Raw genomic sequence first — 13,138 nt, 5'->3', positions numbered from 1 at the left:
GTCCCCTCTTTCTCCCACTCTTACAACAGCGCTTATGACCATCTTCGGAACCCCTTTGTCTCCCCATGCCACCAAAGTCATGCTGCTCGGCTCCGGCGAGCTGGGCAAGGAGGTGCTGATCGCGCTGCAGCGCCTGGGTGTGGAAACGATTGCCACCGATCGCTACGAGAACGCGCCGGGCCAGCAGGTGGCCCACCATGCGCGCACCATCACCATGAGCGACCCGGCCCAGCTCAAGGCGCTGATTGAAAAAGAAAAACCCGACCTGGTCGTGCCCGAGATCGAGGCCATCGCCACGGCCATGCTTGAAGAGCTCGAAGCCGCCGGCACGGTGCGTGTGATCCCCACGGCCCGCGCCGCGCGCCTGACCATGGACCGCGAGGGCATACGCCGCCTCGCCGCCGAAACCCTGGGCCTGCCGACCAGCCCTTATGTGTTTTGCGACTCGCTGGAGGAATTGCAGGCCGCCATCGATTCGACCACCGGCTACCCCTGCATCGTCAAGCCGGTGATGAGTTCCTCGGGCAAGGGCCAGAGCAAGATCGCCGGGCCGGCCGACGTGAAGAAAGGCTGGGACTACGCCATGGCCGGCGGCCGCGTGAGCCACGGCCGCGTCATCGTCGAGGGTTTTATCGACTTCGACTACGAGATCACCCAGCTCACCGTGCGCGCGATGGGCGCCGACGGGAAAATCGAAACCCATTTCTGCGAGCCGATCGGCCATGTCCAGGTCAGCGGCGACTATGTCGAAAGCTGGCAACCGCACCCCATGCGCCCGGCCGCCCTGCAAAAAAGCCGCGACATCTGCAAGGCCGTGACCGACAACCTGGGCGGCCAGGGCCTGTTTGGCGTCGAATTGTTCGTCAAGGGCGAGGACGTCTGGTTCAGCGAAGTCAGCCCGCGCCCGCATGACACCGGCATGGTCACCATGTGCACCCAGTGGCAGAACGAATTCGAGCTGCACGCCCGCGCCATCCTGGGCCTGCCGGTCAACACCGCGCTCAAGAGCCCGGGCGCCAGCGCCGTGATCTACGGCGGCGTCGATGCCGAGGGCATTGTGTTCGACGGCGTCGCCGAGGCGCTGCGTGTGCCCAACTCCGACATTCGCCTCTTCGGCAAGCCCGAAAGTTTTGTGAAACGCCGCATGGGCGTGGCGCTGGCCTTCGACGCCGACGTCGAAACCGCGCGCATCAACGCCAAAACCGCCGCCGCCCTGGTGCGGCCGCGCAAGGCCGGCTGAGAAGCTGTTCTCGGGAAGCCTGCAGCCATGCCCGGAGCCCTTCACTGATGAATGTCGGCGATCTTCATCTACTGGAGGACACCGCCTGGCGCGTGCTGTTCTCCGCGGTGGTGGCCGTGGTGCTGGCCCTGGTGGTGCACCGTGTCGGCGCGGCGGTGATCTGGCGCATCACGCGCAACCTGCCGATTTCCAGCGCAGTAGCGCGCCGCAGCTGGCGGCCCACGCGCTTCGTGCTGCCGCTGATCGCGCTGCAGGGTGTCTGGCAGGCCGCGCCCGACGCGCTGCCGCTGATTTCACAAGTGCGCCACGGCAACATCCTGCTGTTGCTGGCCACCGTCACCTGGCTGGCGCTGCGCGCCGTCGACGGCGTGGCGCAAGGCGTCATAGGCCAGCATTCGGTCGAGGTCGAAGACAACCTCAACGCGCGCCGCATCCACACCCAGACGCGGCTGCTCGCGCGCATCGTCGGCTTCATGGTGCTGGTCGCCGGCCTGTCGATGATGCTGATGACCTTCCCCGGCGCGCGCCAGCTGGGCGCCAGCCTGCTGGCCTCGGCCGGCGTGATCGGCATCGTGGCCGGTATCGCGGCCCGCCCGGTGTTCAGCAACCTGATCGCCGGCCTGCAGTTGGCGCTGGCCCAGCCCCTGCGCATCGACGACGTGCTCATCGTGCAGGGCGAGTGGGGCCGCGTCGAGGAAATCACCGGCACCTACGTGGTGCTCAAGATCTGGGACGAACGACGCATGATCATCCCGCTGCAGTGGTTTATCGAAAACCCCTTCCAGAACTGGACGCGCAACAGCGCGCAGATCATCGGCACGGTGTTTTTGTGGGTGGACTACCGCATGCCGCTGGAGCCGCTGCGCCAGGCCGCGCGCCGCGCCTGCGAAGCGGCGCCCGAATGGGACAAGCGCCTGTGCCTCCTGCAGGTGGTGGAGGCCGGCGAGCGCAGCATGCAGCTGCGCCTGCTGCTCACCTCGGGCAACTCCGGCCTCAACTGGGACCTGCGTTGCAAGGTGCGCGAGGCGCTGGTGGATTTCATGCAGCGCGAGTACCCGCAGTTTTTGCCCACGATGCGGGCCGAGATCACAAAGGGGGATGAGAGCTCCCAGGCTGATAAACCCATGGGACCGCCATCGCAAGCCTAGGCTTGCGGGCTTCAGGCGGCGGCGTCCAGGCAGCCGGCAAACACCGCGCTGCTGACCAGCTCGAACTCTTTCGCTTCCGGCAACTGGTAGTGCCACCACTCCATGGGGTGATGCACAAACCCGGCCTCCAGCATGATGGTCAGCAGCTTCATGCGGTTGAGCTGCACCGCGGCCGACAGGTCAGCGTAGAAGTGGTGCGAGGCCGGCGTCATGGTGTCGACCGGCGTGCCCATGTCGAGCTCATGGCCACCGGCGTCCAGCAGGGTCAGGTCCACCGCCACGCCGCGCGTGTGGTTGGAGCCCTTGGCCGGGTCGGCCACATAACCGGGAACGGGCAGCACCGCCCACAGCGCTTCCTGCGCCTCGTGCGGGCGGAAGGCGTCAAAAATCTTGAGCTTGTAGCCGAAGCCGCGCGCCGCCGCCACCGCGCGGCGCAGGCAGGCTTCAGCCTCGGGGTGCAGAAAGCAGAAGGTGTGGCCGTAGATCACCTGGCCGGTGAAGTTGTCGGGCCGCGCGTACATCATGTCGATGACGACGTCGTGCGTGGCTTCCCTGATCTGAACGAGGGGCGCTTGGCTCATGGCGATGCGGCCGGGCTTACTGGAAAGCCACTTCCGAGAAGCTGCGCAGCTTGCGGCTGTGCAGTTGCGTGATGCCTTCGGCGCGCAGCAGTTCGATGGCGCGTATGCCTATGCGCAGGTGCTGGTCCACGCGTTCGCGGTAGAAGTGGTTGGCCATGCCCGGCAGCTTGATCTCGCCGTGCAGCGGCTTGTCGCTCACGCACAGCAGGGTGCCGTAGGGCACGCGAAAGCGGAAGCCGTTGGCGGCAATCGTCGCGCTTTCCATGTCCAGCGCCACCGCGCGGCTCTGGCTGAAGCGGCGCTGCGGCTGGTTGCCCGGCAGCAATTCCCAGTTGCGGTTGTCGGTGGAGGCCACGGTGCCGGTGCGCATGATGCGCTTGAGGTCGGGCCCGACGGCATGGGTCACGTCGGCCACGGCTTTTTCGAGCGCGACCTGGATTTCCGCCAACGCCGGGATCGGCACCCACAGCGGCAACTCTTCGTCCAGCACATGGTCTTCGCGCACATAGCCGTGGGCCAGCACGTAGTCGCCCAGCTGCTGGCTGTTGCGCAGGCCGGCGCAGTGGCCCAGCATGATCCAGGCGTGCGGTCGCAGTACGGCGATGTGGTCGGTGATGTTCTTGGCATTGGCCGGGCCCACGCCGATGTTGACCATGGTGATGCCGCTGTGGTCGGCGCGCAGCAGGTGGTAGCCCGGCATCTGCGGCAGGCGCGGCGGCGGCACGCCGAGGTCGTCGCCCTCGGCGGCGGGCAGGCCGGTGCGGCGGGTCACCACGTTGCCGGGCTCGACGAAGGCGATGTACTCGCTGTCCGGGTCGGCCATGGCTTCATGGCCCAGGCGCACGAATTCGTCGATATAGAACTGGTAGTTGGTAAACAGCACGAAGTTCTGGAACCAGTGCGGCGAGGTGCCCGTGTAGTGGCGCAGGCGCTGCAGCGAGTAGTCGACGCGCGCCGCGGTGAACAGCGACAGCGGCTGCGGCTCGCCGGGCAGGGGCTCGTAGGTGCCGTTGGCGATGCCGTCGTCCATCGCGGCCAGGTCGGGCAAGTCGAACACGTCGCGCATCAGCATGCGGCGCGCCGCCGTCATATTGCCTTCGATGTGGTCGTTCTCCGCGAATGAAAAGTGGATAGGTATCGGCTGCGTGCTGGTGCCGACTTCGAGTTCCACGTCGTGGTTCTGCATCAGCAGGCGGAACTGCTCGAGGTAGTAGTTGCCGTAGAGGTCGGGGCGGGTCAGCGTGGTCTCAAAGCGGCCGGGCCCGGCGACAAAACCGAAGCTCAGCTGCGAGATGTCGGGCGTTTCCAGTATGGCGCGTGCCACGGTGTCGGTATGGATGCGCACAAAGGGATAGCAGGCGCGCACGTGGCCGGGCAGGGTTTCGCCAGCCACATAACGCTGCATGGCGCTCCGCAGGTGGGCGATCTGCTGGTCGTAAATCGCGCGGACCTGGGCCAGCGCGGCGGCCGGGTCGCTGTAACGGGTGGGGGCGATAAAAGGGGGGAGGTAGGGCATGAAGAGGTGGCCTGTCTTTCTACGTATGGCCCCATTGTGCGGCAACTCCCCGGCACCTGCTCTTCATCTCCAGACCCTAGAATGCGTCGATGAACCATTCCAAGCCTTCGAGGCAACTGCGGGCCCTATTGGGCGCCTTTCTGGGGGCTCTGTGCCTTCAGGCAGCCTACGCCCAGACTCCCGCGCCGGCACGCGGCGCGCCGGGCGCCGCCCCTGCCGCGGCGCCGGCCCAGATCTCCCGCGATGCCCAGCGCGCCTATGAAACCACGCGCGACAAACTGGTGCAGATACGCACCCTGCTGCGCAACTCCAACACCCAGGCCAGCGTGGGCTCGGGCTTTTTTGTCTCGGCCAACGGCCTCATCATCACCAACTTCCATGTGGCCAGCCAGCTTGCGCTGGAGCCCGAGCGCTACCGCGGCGTCTACGTGCCGGTGGACGGCAAGGAGGCCGAAGTCGAACTGCTCGCCTTCGATGTGCGCAACGACCTGGCCCTGCTGCGCGTGAAGGCGCCCGCCACGGGCATGCCGCAGCTGGCCTTTCGCGGGGCCAACAGGCCGTTGGCGCGCGGCGAGCGCATCTACTCGCTGGGCAACCCGCTGGACATCGGCTTTGCCGTGACCGAAGGCACCTACAACGGCCTGGTGCAGCGGAGCTTTTATCCGCGCATCTTTTTCGGTGGTGCGCTCAATCCGGGCATGAGCGGCGGCCCGGCGCTCGACGATGCGGGCCAGGTGGTCGGCGTCAACGTCTCCAAGCGGCTGGACGGCGAACTGCTGAGCTTTTTGATTCCGGCTGAATTCGCCCAGGCCCTGCTGGCCAAGTCCGCCACGGCCCAGCCCATCACCAAGCCCGCCCATGCCGAAGTCGCGCGCCAGCTCGGCGAACACCAGGCCCTGCTGACGCAGCGCTTCACCGCCACGCCCCTGACCGCGCAAAAGCACGGCGGCTACAGCGTGCCCGTGCCCGATGACGCGCTGGCGCGTTGCTGGGGCCGCGGACGCGAGCCCGACTTCAAGGCCTTCGACCTGGAGCGCACCGACTGCCAGATCGACAGCCATGTGTTCGCCGGCGACTTCAACACCGGCTACATACGCCTGCGCTACGAGGCCTACAACGCGCCCAAGCTCGGGCCCCTGCGTTTCTCCGCGATGTATTCGCAGAGCTTCGCCAATGAGTATTTCGCCACGCGCGGTTCGCGCAAGGCCACGCCCGCCGAATGTTCCGAGCGCTTCATCGACACCGGCGGCATGCCTATGCGCGCCGTGGTCTGCATGAGCGCCTACCGCAAGCTGCCGGGCCTCTACGACGTGTCGGTGCTGACCATGTCGGTCAACCAGTCCACGCGCGGCGTGCAGGGCCGCATGGACGCGCAGGGGGTGAGTTTTGAGAATGGCCTCAAGCTGGTCTCGCACTACCTTGCCGGCTTCAAGTGGGAGGCCGCCAAATGAGCGCCACCCCCATTCTGGGCCTGCTGCAGGCCACCGACCGCAACGGCGCCACGGTTGCCCGGCTCGAGGTACGGCACTGGCCCGTTACCGTGGGCCGCGCGCTCACGGCCGACCTGGTGCTGGACGACAGCCATGTGGCCGGCGAACACCTGCGTGTCAGCCGCACGCCCGAGGGCGGCGTCAGTGTGCAGGTGCTGGACAGCGTCAACGGCGTGGCCCTGGGCCGCGCCCGCCATGGCCGCGATGCGCAATTCAACTGGCCCGATGGCGAGGCGCTGGCCTTGGGCCGACTCAAGCTGGGCCTGCGCCTGGCCGAGGCGCCCGTGCCGGCCGAAGAGCTTTTGCCGCACTTCCCCTGGCGCACCACCGGCTGGACGCTGCTGGCCCTGGCCGGCATGCTGGCCCTGGTGCTGGGCCAGTCGTGGCTCACGCTGACCGAGCCCTCGCAGCTCGCGCGGCAACTGCCCGGCCTGCTGGGCGCGGTGGTCCTGGGGACCACCATCTGGGCCGGACTGTGGGCACTGGCCACCAAGCTGTTTACCGGCCACCTGCAGTTCTGGCGCCATGTGCGCATCGCCTGCTTCAGCACGCTCGCGGTGCAGGCGGTGTCCACGCTGGCCGGCTTGCTGGCCTTTATGTTCTCGCTCGAAAGCCTGGCGCGCTATGAGGGGCTGATGTTGCTGCTGGGCGGCGCGGCCGCCGTCTACCTGCACCTCACGGTCATCGTCCCGCAGCGCCGCCGCGGCCTGGCCGGGCTGATGGCCGGCATCGCCGTGCTCGGCATGGTTGCGATGCTGGGCACCAACTGGCTGCAGAACAAGCGCCTGTCGAACAAGCTTTACCTGTCCACCATTTACCCGCCCTCATTGCGCATGGCGCCCGCGGTGCCGGTGCCGCAGTTTCTGGAGGAGGCCGGGTCTATCCGCAAGCGGCTGGATGAGCGGCTGAAGGATCGCGAACCGGATTCGGATACCCCGGAAGACCCGGACGCCGATTAGGATTTCACGGGTTCCCGCATGGTGACGAATTCTTCCGCCACCGTCGGGTGAATCCCAATCGTGCTGTCAAAAATCGCCTTGGTCGCGCCCGCCTTCATGGCCACGGCAAAACCCTGGACGATCTCGCCGGCATCCGGCCCCACCATATGCAGGCCGACCACGCGGTCGGTGGCGTCCTCGACCAGCAGCTTCATGAGCGTGCGTTCGGTGCTGCCGCTCAGCGTGTGCTTGAGGGCCTTGAAGTCGGCGCGAAACACCGTGACCTTGCCGAACTTCGCGCGCGCGTCGGCTTCTGAATAACCGACCGTGCCGATGTTGGGGTGGGTGAAGACGGCGGTCGGCACAAACTCATAACTCATGTTGCGCGGTTTCTTGCCGGCTGCCGGGCCGAAGAGCTGGTCCACCACCACCATGGCCTCGCCCAGCGCGACGGGCGTCAGCTGCATGCGCGCCGTCACGTCGCCCAGCGCATAGATGGACGGCACCGAGCTCTGGTAGTGCTCGTTGACCTGTATCGCGCCGACGGCGTTCACCGCCACGCCCACGGTTTCCAGTCCGATGCCGTTGGCATTGGGCACACGGCCCGTGGCGTAAAGCACCGCGTCCACTTCGAGGCCTGCCCCGCCGCCCTTGAACGCGATTTGCAGGCCGGTGTCCGTCTTGGTGATGGAGTCCACTTCGGTGCCCAGCTGCAGCTTGACGCCGGTCTTGCTCATCTCGGCGGCGATGAAGCGGCGCACATCGTCGTCGAAGCCCGTGAGCAGCATGTCGCGGCGGTGCACCTGCGTGACCTTCGAGCCCAGGCCGTTGAAGATGGAGGCGAACTCGCAGGCGATGTAGCCGCCGCCCACCACCATCAGGCGCTTCGGGAAAGGATTCAGGTCGAACATGTGGTCGGAGGTCAGCACATGCTCGCGGCCCGGCAGCGCGGGCACGGTGGCGGTGCCGCCGGTGGAGACCAGGATGTGTTTGGCGGTGAATTTCTGGTCGTCGACCTCGACGGTGTGTTCGTCGAGCAGCCGGGCCCAGCCCTTGATGATCTTCACGCCCGAGCTTTCGAGCAGCTGCACGTAGATGCCGTTGAGCCGCTCGATCTCGCGCGCGCGGTTGGCTTTCAGGATGTCCCAGTTGAAAACCGGCGCCTCGCCGGTCCAGCCGAAGCCATGTGACTCCTCAAAGCTGTCGCCGTAGTGGGCGGCGTAGCTGTAGAGTTTTTTCGGGATGCAGCCCACGTTGACACAGGTGCCGCCCATGGCCGCGAATTCGGCCAGGCCCACGCGCGCACCGCGCTGGGCTGACATGCGCGCGGCGCGCACGCCGCCGCTGCCGCCACCGATCACAAAAAGGTCAAAGTCAAAAGTCTGCATGCGCCGTCCTTGTTCTGCTGTCTGCTGATTGTTGTTTTTTCGGGTGCCTGGATGCCGGCCCTCAAGACTGGAATTCCCGGAGCTCTTTTTTCATCCACTCAATGAACACCCGCGTGCGCATGGGCAGCAGCCGGGCGTGCGGGTAAACAATGTTGATCGGCCGGGGCGGCGGCTCGAAATCCTCCAGCACGGTGCGCAATTGTTTGGTCTTTAAAAACGGCGCCACCTGGTAGGACAAAAACGAGCCGAATCCCGCACCCGCCGCGCAGGCCGCCACGGCCGGTGCGATCTGGTTGAACTCCAGATTACCACTGACGGCAAGCCGAAGCGGCCTGCCCTGGTCTATGAACGGGCCCCATGTGGGGGAATGGTCCGTCAGGCGCACGCAGTTGGCCTTGAGCAGGTCCTTGGGATGTTTGGGCACGCCGTGGCGGCGAACCCAGGCCGGGCTGGCCACCACCAGGCGGCGGATGGTGCCCACCTTCTGCGCCACCAGGCTGGAGTCCTCGGGCTCGCCTATGCGTATGCCCACATCTATGCCTTCCTCCAGCAGGTTGACCACGCGGTCCAGCAGCACCATGGAGCAGCGCATCTTTTCGTGCTGCTGCACAAAGCGCGTGACGGCCGGCGCCACATGCATCTGGCCGAACAGCATGGGCGCGGTAATCGTCAAGTGGCCCGCGGGTTCGGCCGCGTCGGCCGAGAGCGCCGCTTCGGCATCGGCCAGCGCGGCCAGCAGCTGGCGGCAGCTTTCGAGGTGGCGGCGCCCCTCCTCGGTCAGCGAGATGCGGCGCGTCGTGCGGTTGAAGAGGCGCACGCCCAGCTGCGCCTCAAAGCCGGCCAGCGTGCGCACCACGGCCGGCAGCGACGACTCCATGACCTGGGCCGCGGCCGTGAGGCTGCCTTGTTCGGCAATGTGAATAAAGGCCTGCATGGCCCGGAGTTTGTCCATGGCGACATGCTAACCCTGTTGTGGGGATTCATCCAGTTAGTGGATTAGTTAAATGCCGTTTAAGCCATTTATTCAGGATATCGGTTCAAACAGAATCCACCCTCGAGAGCCAGATTTTTCAACTTACCGAAAGCCCCGCCATGAGCACACCCGCCGCCAAAGCCCAGCCCTCACAGCCCATACGCCTGTACCGCGTCGCCGTCTCCGGTCATTCGCACCGGGTGGAACTGTTCCTCTCGCTGCTGGGCCTGCCCTTTGAGCGCATCGAGATCGACCTGACTACCAAGGACCACAAGACGCCGGCCTTCCTGGCCATGAACGCTTTCGGCCAGGTGCCGGTGATCCAGGACGGCGAGGTCACGCTGGCCGACTCCAATGCCATCCTGGTCTACCTCAATGCGCGCTACGCCCCGGATGCCGAGCAGTGGCTGCCGCGCGACCCGCTGGCCGCCGCGGCGGTGCAGCGCTGGTTGTCGGTCGCCGCCGGGCAGCTCGCCTACGGTCCGGCCGCCGCTCGCGTGATCCAGCTGTTCAAGCGCCCGGAAAGCCCGGAAGCCATTGAGCGCGCGCACGCCCTGTTCGCGGTGATGGAGCAGCAACTGGGCCAGTCGGCCTTCCTGGCGGGCAGCACGCCCACGCTGGCCGACATCGCCAACTACAGCTATTCGGCCCATGCGCCAGAAGGCAAGGTCTCGCTGGAAGCCTACCCGCGCATACGCGCCTGGCTGGCCCGCATCGAGGCCTTGCCGCGCTTTGTGCCCATGGTCAGGACACCGATAGGGCTGGCCGCATGAACGCCGCAACCTTCCACGAAGGCGAGCGTGCCGCACAGGCGCGCGTAGGGGCGGCGGTGCGCGCGCGCATGGCGGAAATCGGCCCGCGCGTGATCCGCGACTTCATGCCCGACCAGCACCGCGAGTTTTTTGAGCAGCTGCCTTTTGTGGTCGCCGGCACGGTGGATGCGAGCGGCCAGCCCTGGGCCTCGGTGCTGGCCCAGCCGCCGGGTTTTATCCACTCGCCCGATGCGCGCCACCTGCTGCTGCGCACCAAACCGCTCGCAGGTGATCCCCTGCAAGGCACGCTGGTCGATGGCGCCGCGATAGGCTTGCTGGGCATAGAGCCGCACACGCGCAGGCGCAACCGCATGAATGGCATCGTCCGCGGCCTCAATGCCTCGGGCTTCGCGGTGGAGCTGAGCCAGAGTTTTGGCAACTGCCCCAAATACATCCAGGCGCGTGAGCCTGTCTATGTCGACCGCCCCGTGCCCGCAACCGGGCGGGTGGTGCACGAGTCGCCGCAGCTGAGCGACGCGGCGCGCCGCATGATTGAGCAGGCCGACACGCTGTTCATCGCCACCGCCTATGCCGGCGACGGTGAGCAAGCCGGCCGGGCCGGCGGCGTCGACGTCTCGCACCGTGGCGGCAAACCCGGCTTTGTGCGCGTGGAGGCCGACGGCACGCTGACCGTGCCCGACTTCGTCGGCAATTACTTTTTCAACACCCTGGGCAACCTGGTGGTCAACCCGCGTGCCGGCCTGTTGTTCATCGACTTCGACACCGGCGATTTGCTGTACCTGGCCGTCACGGCCGACATCATCTGGGAGGGCCCCGAGGTGGATTCCTTCGCCGGAGCGCAGCGCCTGATGCGCTTCAAGGTGCAAGCTATGCGGCTGGTGGAGTCTTCCTTGCCGCTGCGCTGGGGTGAAGCCGAGCTGTCCCCGGTGCTGGAAGCTACCGGCGATTGGAACGGGCGGCCTTAGCCTATGGCTTCGAGCGCAAGTTCGCGTTCCAGCCAGGCACGGAATTTCTGCACCGCCGGCCGGTCCGTGCTGTGGGCCGAAGTCACGATGCGGTAGGCCAGGCCATCCACCGTCTGGCCCGGCAAGACAACGGTGAGCTGGCCGCTGCGCAGCTGAGGCAGCATGAGCGGCGTGCGGCCTATGGCGATGCCGGCGCCCTGCACGGCGGCGGTCAGCACGTGTTCGTATTGCGAGAAATACAGGCAGGGCTGCTGCGCCGACTGCTTGAGGCCCAGGCGTTCGTACCAGTCCGGCCACGACATCCACGGAAACCGCGTGGCCGGGTCGTAGTAGACCAGCAGCGGCGTGTGCAGGATGTCGGCCGCCGAATGGATGCGCGCCGCGACGGCAGGCGCGGCCACCAATAAGGCCTGCTCCTGCAGCAGAGGCGGCGGGCCCTCGTCACCCGGCTGCACCTGATAAAGCCGCACGGCCAGGTCCATGCCTTCGCGCTCCAGGTTGACCCGGTCTTCCGAGGCGTCGACACGTACGTCGATGGCGGGCTCCAGCAACTGGAATTTTGCAAGCTTGGGCGCCAGCCACAGCGCGGCGAAGGAAGGCGTGGTGGTGACCGCCACCGAGACCCTGTCCAACGCCAGCAGGCGGTCCACGGCCGAAGCCAGCTGAACGAGTGCTGCGCGGGCCGCCTCATACAGTTCACGGCCCTGCGGTGTGAGGCTCAGGCCCTTGCCGCCGCGCAGGAACAGCGCCGCGCCCAGCGCGTCTTCCAGGCCCTTGACCTGCTTGCTGACCGCCGACTGCGTGATGCACAGCTCCTCGGCCGCCGCGGTAAAGCTCAGGTGGCGCGCCGCCGATTCGAAACCGCGTATCGCGTCCAGCGACATGGCGCGCAGCGCGTGGGAGGAAGAAGGGCTCAGCATGGCATGAACAACATGAGTGGCATGAACGGTGGGAATACCCCGGATGACAAACCATCCGGCCGCGCGGGCCGGGACCAGGGAAGAATCAAACCACACTTTTGAAAGGCGTGGCCATGAAGATCCCACAAACCCCACAGACCCTGAGAACTCCCTTGACGCTCGGGTCCATCCCCCAGCCCTTGCGCCTGCCGCGCGGCCAGGTCCTGGCCTGCGCCGGCGGCTGCCTCTGGATCACCAGCGATGCGCTGGCCGGGCGCCGCGACAGCGACATCGTGCTGGAGAGCGGCCAGTCCTTCGTCACGCCGCAGGCCGCCACCTATTTTGTCGGCGCCCCGCGCGGTTGTGGCGTGCTGTCATTTGTTTCACCCGACGCCACTGCCCGAAATCCCCTGGAGACTACATGCTGATAGAAACCGAACGCCGCGGCCAACACGCGGTGCTCATTCTGAACCGCCCCGAGAAACTGAACGCGCTGAGCTACGAACTGATAGACGAACTGATGGACAGGCTCAATGCCCTGGAGCGCGACGACAGCGTGCGCTGCCTGGTGTTGACCGGTGCGGGCGAAAAAGCCTTCAGCGCCGGCGCCGACATCGCGGGTTTCGCGCCCGACATTGCCGCCTCGCCCGAAACCGCCTGGCGCAATTTCGTGATGCGTGGCCAGGCGATGACGCGGCGCATCGAGAACTACCCCAAGCCCATCATCGCGGCCGTCAACGGCATCGCCTTCGGCGGCGGCTGCGAGACCATGGAGGCCTGCAGCATCGCCGTCGCGGCCGAACACGCGAGCTTTGCCAAACCCGAGATCCGCCTGGGCTTTCCGCCGCCCTTCGGCGGCACGCAGCGCCTGCCGCGCCACATAGGCCGAAAGCGCGCCAATGAAATGATCCTGACCGGCGACGCCATCAGCGCCGAGGAAGCCTTGTTGATAGGCCTGGTCAACCACGTGGTGCCGGCCCATGAGCTGCTGCCGGCCTGCCTGCGCATGGCCGACCGCATCGCCGAAAACTCCGCCGTGGCCGTGGCGGCCTCGTTGCGCGCGGTCACGCGCGGGCTCAACGTCTCCATCGACGAGGGCCTGGCGATTGAGGCCGCGCAGTTCATGATCGCGGCGGCTTCGCGGGACACGAGGGAAGGCACGGCGGCCTTTGTCGAGAAGCGCCGGCCTGTCTTTAACCATCGTTAAAAGAGGCCTAAGCGCAGGTT

The 13,138-nt window shown here is 66.5% G+C and carries 13 protein-coding genes; 8 read left to right on the top strand and 5 right to left on the bottom strand.

All coding sequences use genetic code 11. From position 1 onward, the window contains the following. The first annotated feature begins 34 nt into the window (after positions 1-34). Entirely contained in the window at positions 35-1,240 is a 1,206-nt protein-coding gene (gene purT / locus AC1D0O_RS12030; RefSeq protein WP_477653762.1) for a formate-dependent phosphoribosylglycinamide formyltransferase, read from the top strand. 47 nt (positions 1,241-1,287) lie between these two features. Further along, positions 1,288-2,388, top strand: coding sequence for a mechanosensitive ion channel family protein (locus AC1D0O_RS12025; protein ID WP_477653761.1), 1,101 nt, complete (start codon positions 1,288-1,290; stop codon positions 2,386-2,388). An 11-nt stretch (positions 2,389-2,399) separates the two neighbouring features. Here the strand turns inward: AC1D0O_RS12025 and ddpX are convergent, their stop codons facing one another. Both ddpX and AC1D0O_RS12015 read right to left on the bottom strand, forming a co-directional pair. Next, on the bottom strand, positions 2,400-2,969 hold the full coding sequence (gene ddpX / locus AC1D0O_RS12020; protein ID WP_477653760.1) for a D-alanyl-D-alanine dipeptidase: 570 nt from the start codon (positions 2,967-2,969) through the stop codon (positions 2,400-2,402). A 16-nt stretch (positions 2,970-2,985) separates the two neighbouring features. Then, a complete protein-coding gene (locus AC1D0O_RS12015; protein WP_477653759.1) occupies positions 2,986-4,485 on the bottom strand; it encodes an AMP nucleosidase in 1,500 nt (499 codons plus the stop codon). 89 nt (positions 4,486-4,574) lie between these two features. Between AC1D0O_RS12015 and AC1D0O_RS12010 the strand changes: the two genes are divergently transcribed. Together AC1D0O_RS12010 and AC1D0O_RS12005 are read left to right on the top strand one after the other, a co-directional pair. Further along, positions 4,575-5,936 carry a S1 family peptidase gene (locus tag AC1D0O_RS12010; protein ID WP_477653758.1) on the top strand — a complete coding sequence of 454 codons (1,362 nt, stop codon included), beginning with the start codon at positions 4,575-4,577 and terminating at the stop codon, positions 5,934-5,936. Then, entirely contained in the window at positions 5,933-6,934 is a 1,002-nt protein-coding gene (locus AC1D0O_RS12005; protein ID WP_477653757.1) for an FHA domain-containing protein, read from the top strand. The genes AC1D0O_RS12010 and AC1D0O_RS12005 overlap by 4 nt, the downstream gene beginning before the upstream one ends. Here the strand turns inward: AC1D0O_RS12005 and gorA are convergent. Together gorA and AC1D0O_RS11995 are read right to left on the bottom strand one after the other, a co-directional pair. After that, the gene (gene gorA, locus AC1D0O_RS12000; RefSeq protein ID WP_477653756.1) at positions 6,931-8,301 is read right to left on the bottom strand and encodes a glutathione-disulfide reductase; all 1,371 of its coding nucleotides are present in this window, start codon (positions 8,299-8,301) and stop codon (positions 6,931-6,933) included. The two genes, AC1D0O_RS12005 and gorA, sit on opposite strands and share 4 nt — an antisense overlap. Before the next feature lie 61 nt (positions 8,302-8,362). Then, on the bottom strand, positions 8,363-9,253 hold the full coding sequence (locus AC1D0O_RS11995) for a LysR family transcriptional regulator (RefSeq protein ID WP_477653755.1): 891 nt from the start codon (positions 9,251-9,253) through the stop codon (positions 8,363-8,365). Between the two features lie 140 nt (positions 9,254-9,393). Here AC1D0O_RS11995 and AC1D0O_RS11990 point away from each other — a divergent pair, with 140 nt between their 5' ends. Further along, positions 9,394-10,047, top strand: coding sequence for a glutathione S-transferase family protein (locus tag AC1D0O_RS11990; protein ID WP_477653754.1), 654 nt, complete (start codon positions 9,394-9,396; stop codon positions 10,045-10,047). After that, positions 10,044-11,012 (top strand): pyridoxamine 5'-phosphate oxidase family protein, encoded by a 969-nt coding sequence (locus tag AC1D0O_RS11985; RefSeq protein WP_477653753.1) that lies wholly within the window; start codon positions 10,044-10,046, stop codon positions 11,010-11,012. The genes AC1D0O_RS11990 and AC1D0O_RS11985 overlap by 4 nt, the downstream gene beginning before the upstream one ends. Here AC1D0O_RS11985 and AC1D0O_RS11980 read toward each other — a convergent pair. After that, complete coding sequence (locus AC1D0O_RS11980) at positions 11,009-11,932, bottom strand: LysR substrate-binding domain-containing protein (protein WP_477653752.1); 924 nt, start codon at positions 11,930-11,932, stop codon at positions 11,009-11,011. The genes AC1D0O_RS11985 and AC1D0O_RS11980 overlap by 4 nt on opposite strands. A gap of 152 nt (positions 11,933-12,084) precedes the next feature. Here AC1D0O_RS11980 and AC1D0O_RS11975 point away from each other — a divergent pair, with 152 nt between their 5' ends. Continuing rightward, a complete protein-coding gene (locus AC1D0O_RS11975) occupies positions 12,085-12,339 on the top strand; it encodes a DUF2917 domain-containing protein (protein WP_477653751.1) in 255 nt (84 codons plus the stop codon). Further along, positions 12,333-13,118 (top strand): crotonase/enoyl-CoA hydratase family protein, encoded by a 786-nt coding sequence (locus AC1D0O_RS11970; RefSeq protein ID WP_477653750.1) that lies wholly within the window; start codon positions 12,333-12,335, stop codon positions 13,116-13,118. The genes AC1D0O_RS11975 and AC1D0O_RS11970 overlap by 7 nt, the downstream gene beginning before the upstream one ends. Positions 13,119-13,138: the final 20 nt, after the last annotated feature.

The organism is Polaromonas sp. P1_F2 (genome assembly GCF_056405735.1).
The sequence above is the reverse complement of the archived record's forward strand: the minus strand, read 5'-3'. Positions and strand labels throughout refer to the sequence as shown.

Excerpts from the sequence above, each read along its gene's own strand:
- purT (WP_477653762.1), top strand. The coding sequence starts at position 35 with ATGACCATCTTCGGAACCCCTTTGTCTCCCCATGCCACCAAAGTCATG.
- AC1D0O_RS12025 (WP_477653761.1), top strand. The coding sequence starts at position 1,288 with ATGAATGTCGGCGATCTTCATCTACTGGAGGACACCGCCTGGCGCGTG.
- ddpX (WP_477653760.1), bottom strand. The coding sequence starts at position 2,969 with ATGAGCCAAGCGCCCCTCGTTCAGATCAGGGAAGCCACGCACGACGTC.
- AC1D0O_RS12015 (WP_477653759.1), bottom strand. The coding sequence starts at position 4,485 with ATGCCCTACCTCCCCCCTTTTATCGCCCCCACCCGTTACAGCGACCCG.
- AC1D0O_RS12010 (WP_477653758.1), top strand. The coding sequence starts at position 4,575 with ATGAACCATTCCAAGCCTTCGAGGCAACTGCGGGCCCTATTGGGCGCC.
- AC1D0O_RS12005 (WP_477653757.1), top strand. The coding sequence starts at position 5,933 with ATGAGCGCCACCCCCATTCTGGGCCTGCTGCAGGCCACCGACCGCAAC.
- gorA (WP_477653756.1), bottom strand. The coding sequence starts at position 8,301 with ATGCAGACTTTTGACTTTGACCTTTTTGTGATCGGTGGCGGCAGCGGC.
- AC1D0O_RS11995 (WP_477653755.1), bottom strand. The coding sequence starts at position 9,253 with ATGGACAAACTCCGGGCCATGCAGGCCTTTATTCACATTGCCGAACAA.
- AC1D0O_RS11990 (WP_477653754.1), top strand. The coding sequence starts at position 9,394 with ATGAGCACACCCGCCGCCAAAGCCCAGCCCTCACAGCCCATACGCCTG.
- AC1D0O_RS11985 (WP_477653753.1), top strand. The coding sequence starts at position 10,044 with ATGAACGCCGCAACCTTCCACGAAGGCGAGCGTGCCGCACAGGCGCGC.
- AC1D0O_RS11980 (WP_477653752.1), bottom strand. The coding sequence starts at position 11,932 with ATGCTGAGCCCTTCTTCCTCCCACGCGCTGCGCGCCATGTCGCTGGAC.
- AC1D0O_RS11970 (WP_477653750.1), top strand. The coding sequence starts at position 12,333 with ATGCTGATAGAAACCGAACGCCGCGGCCAACACGCGGTGCTCATTCTG.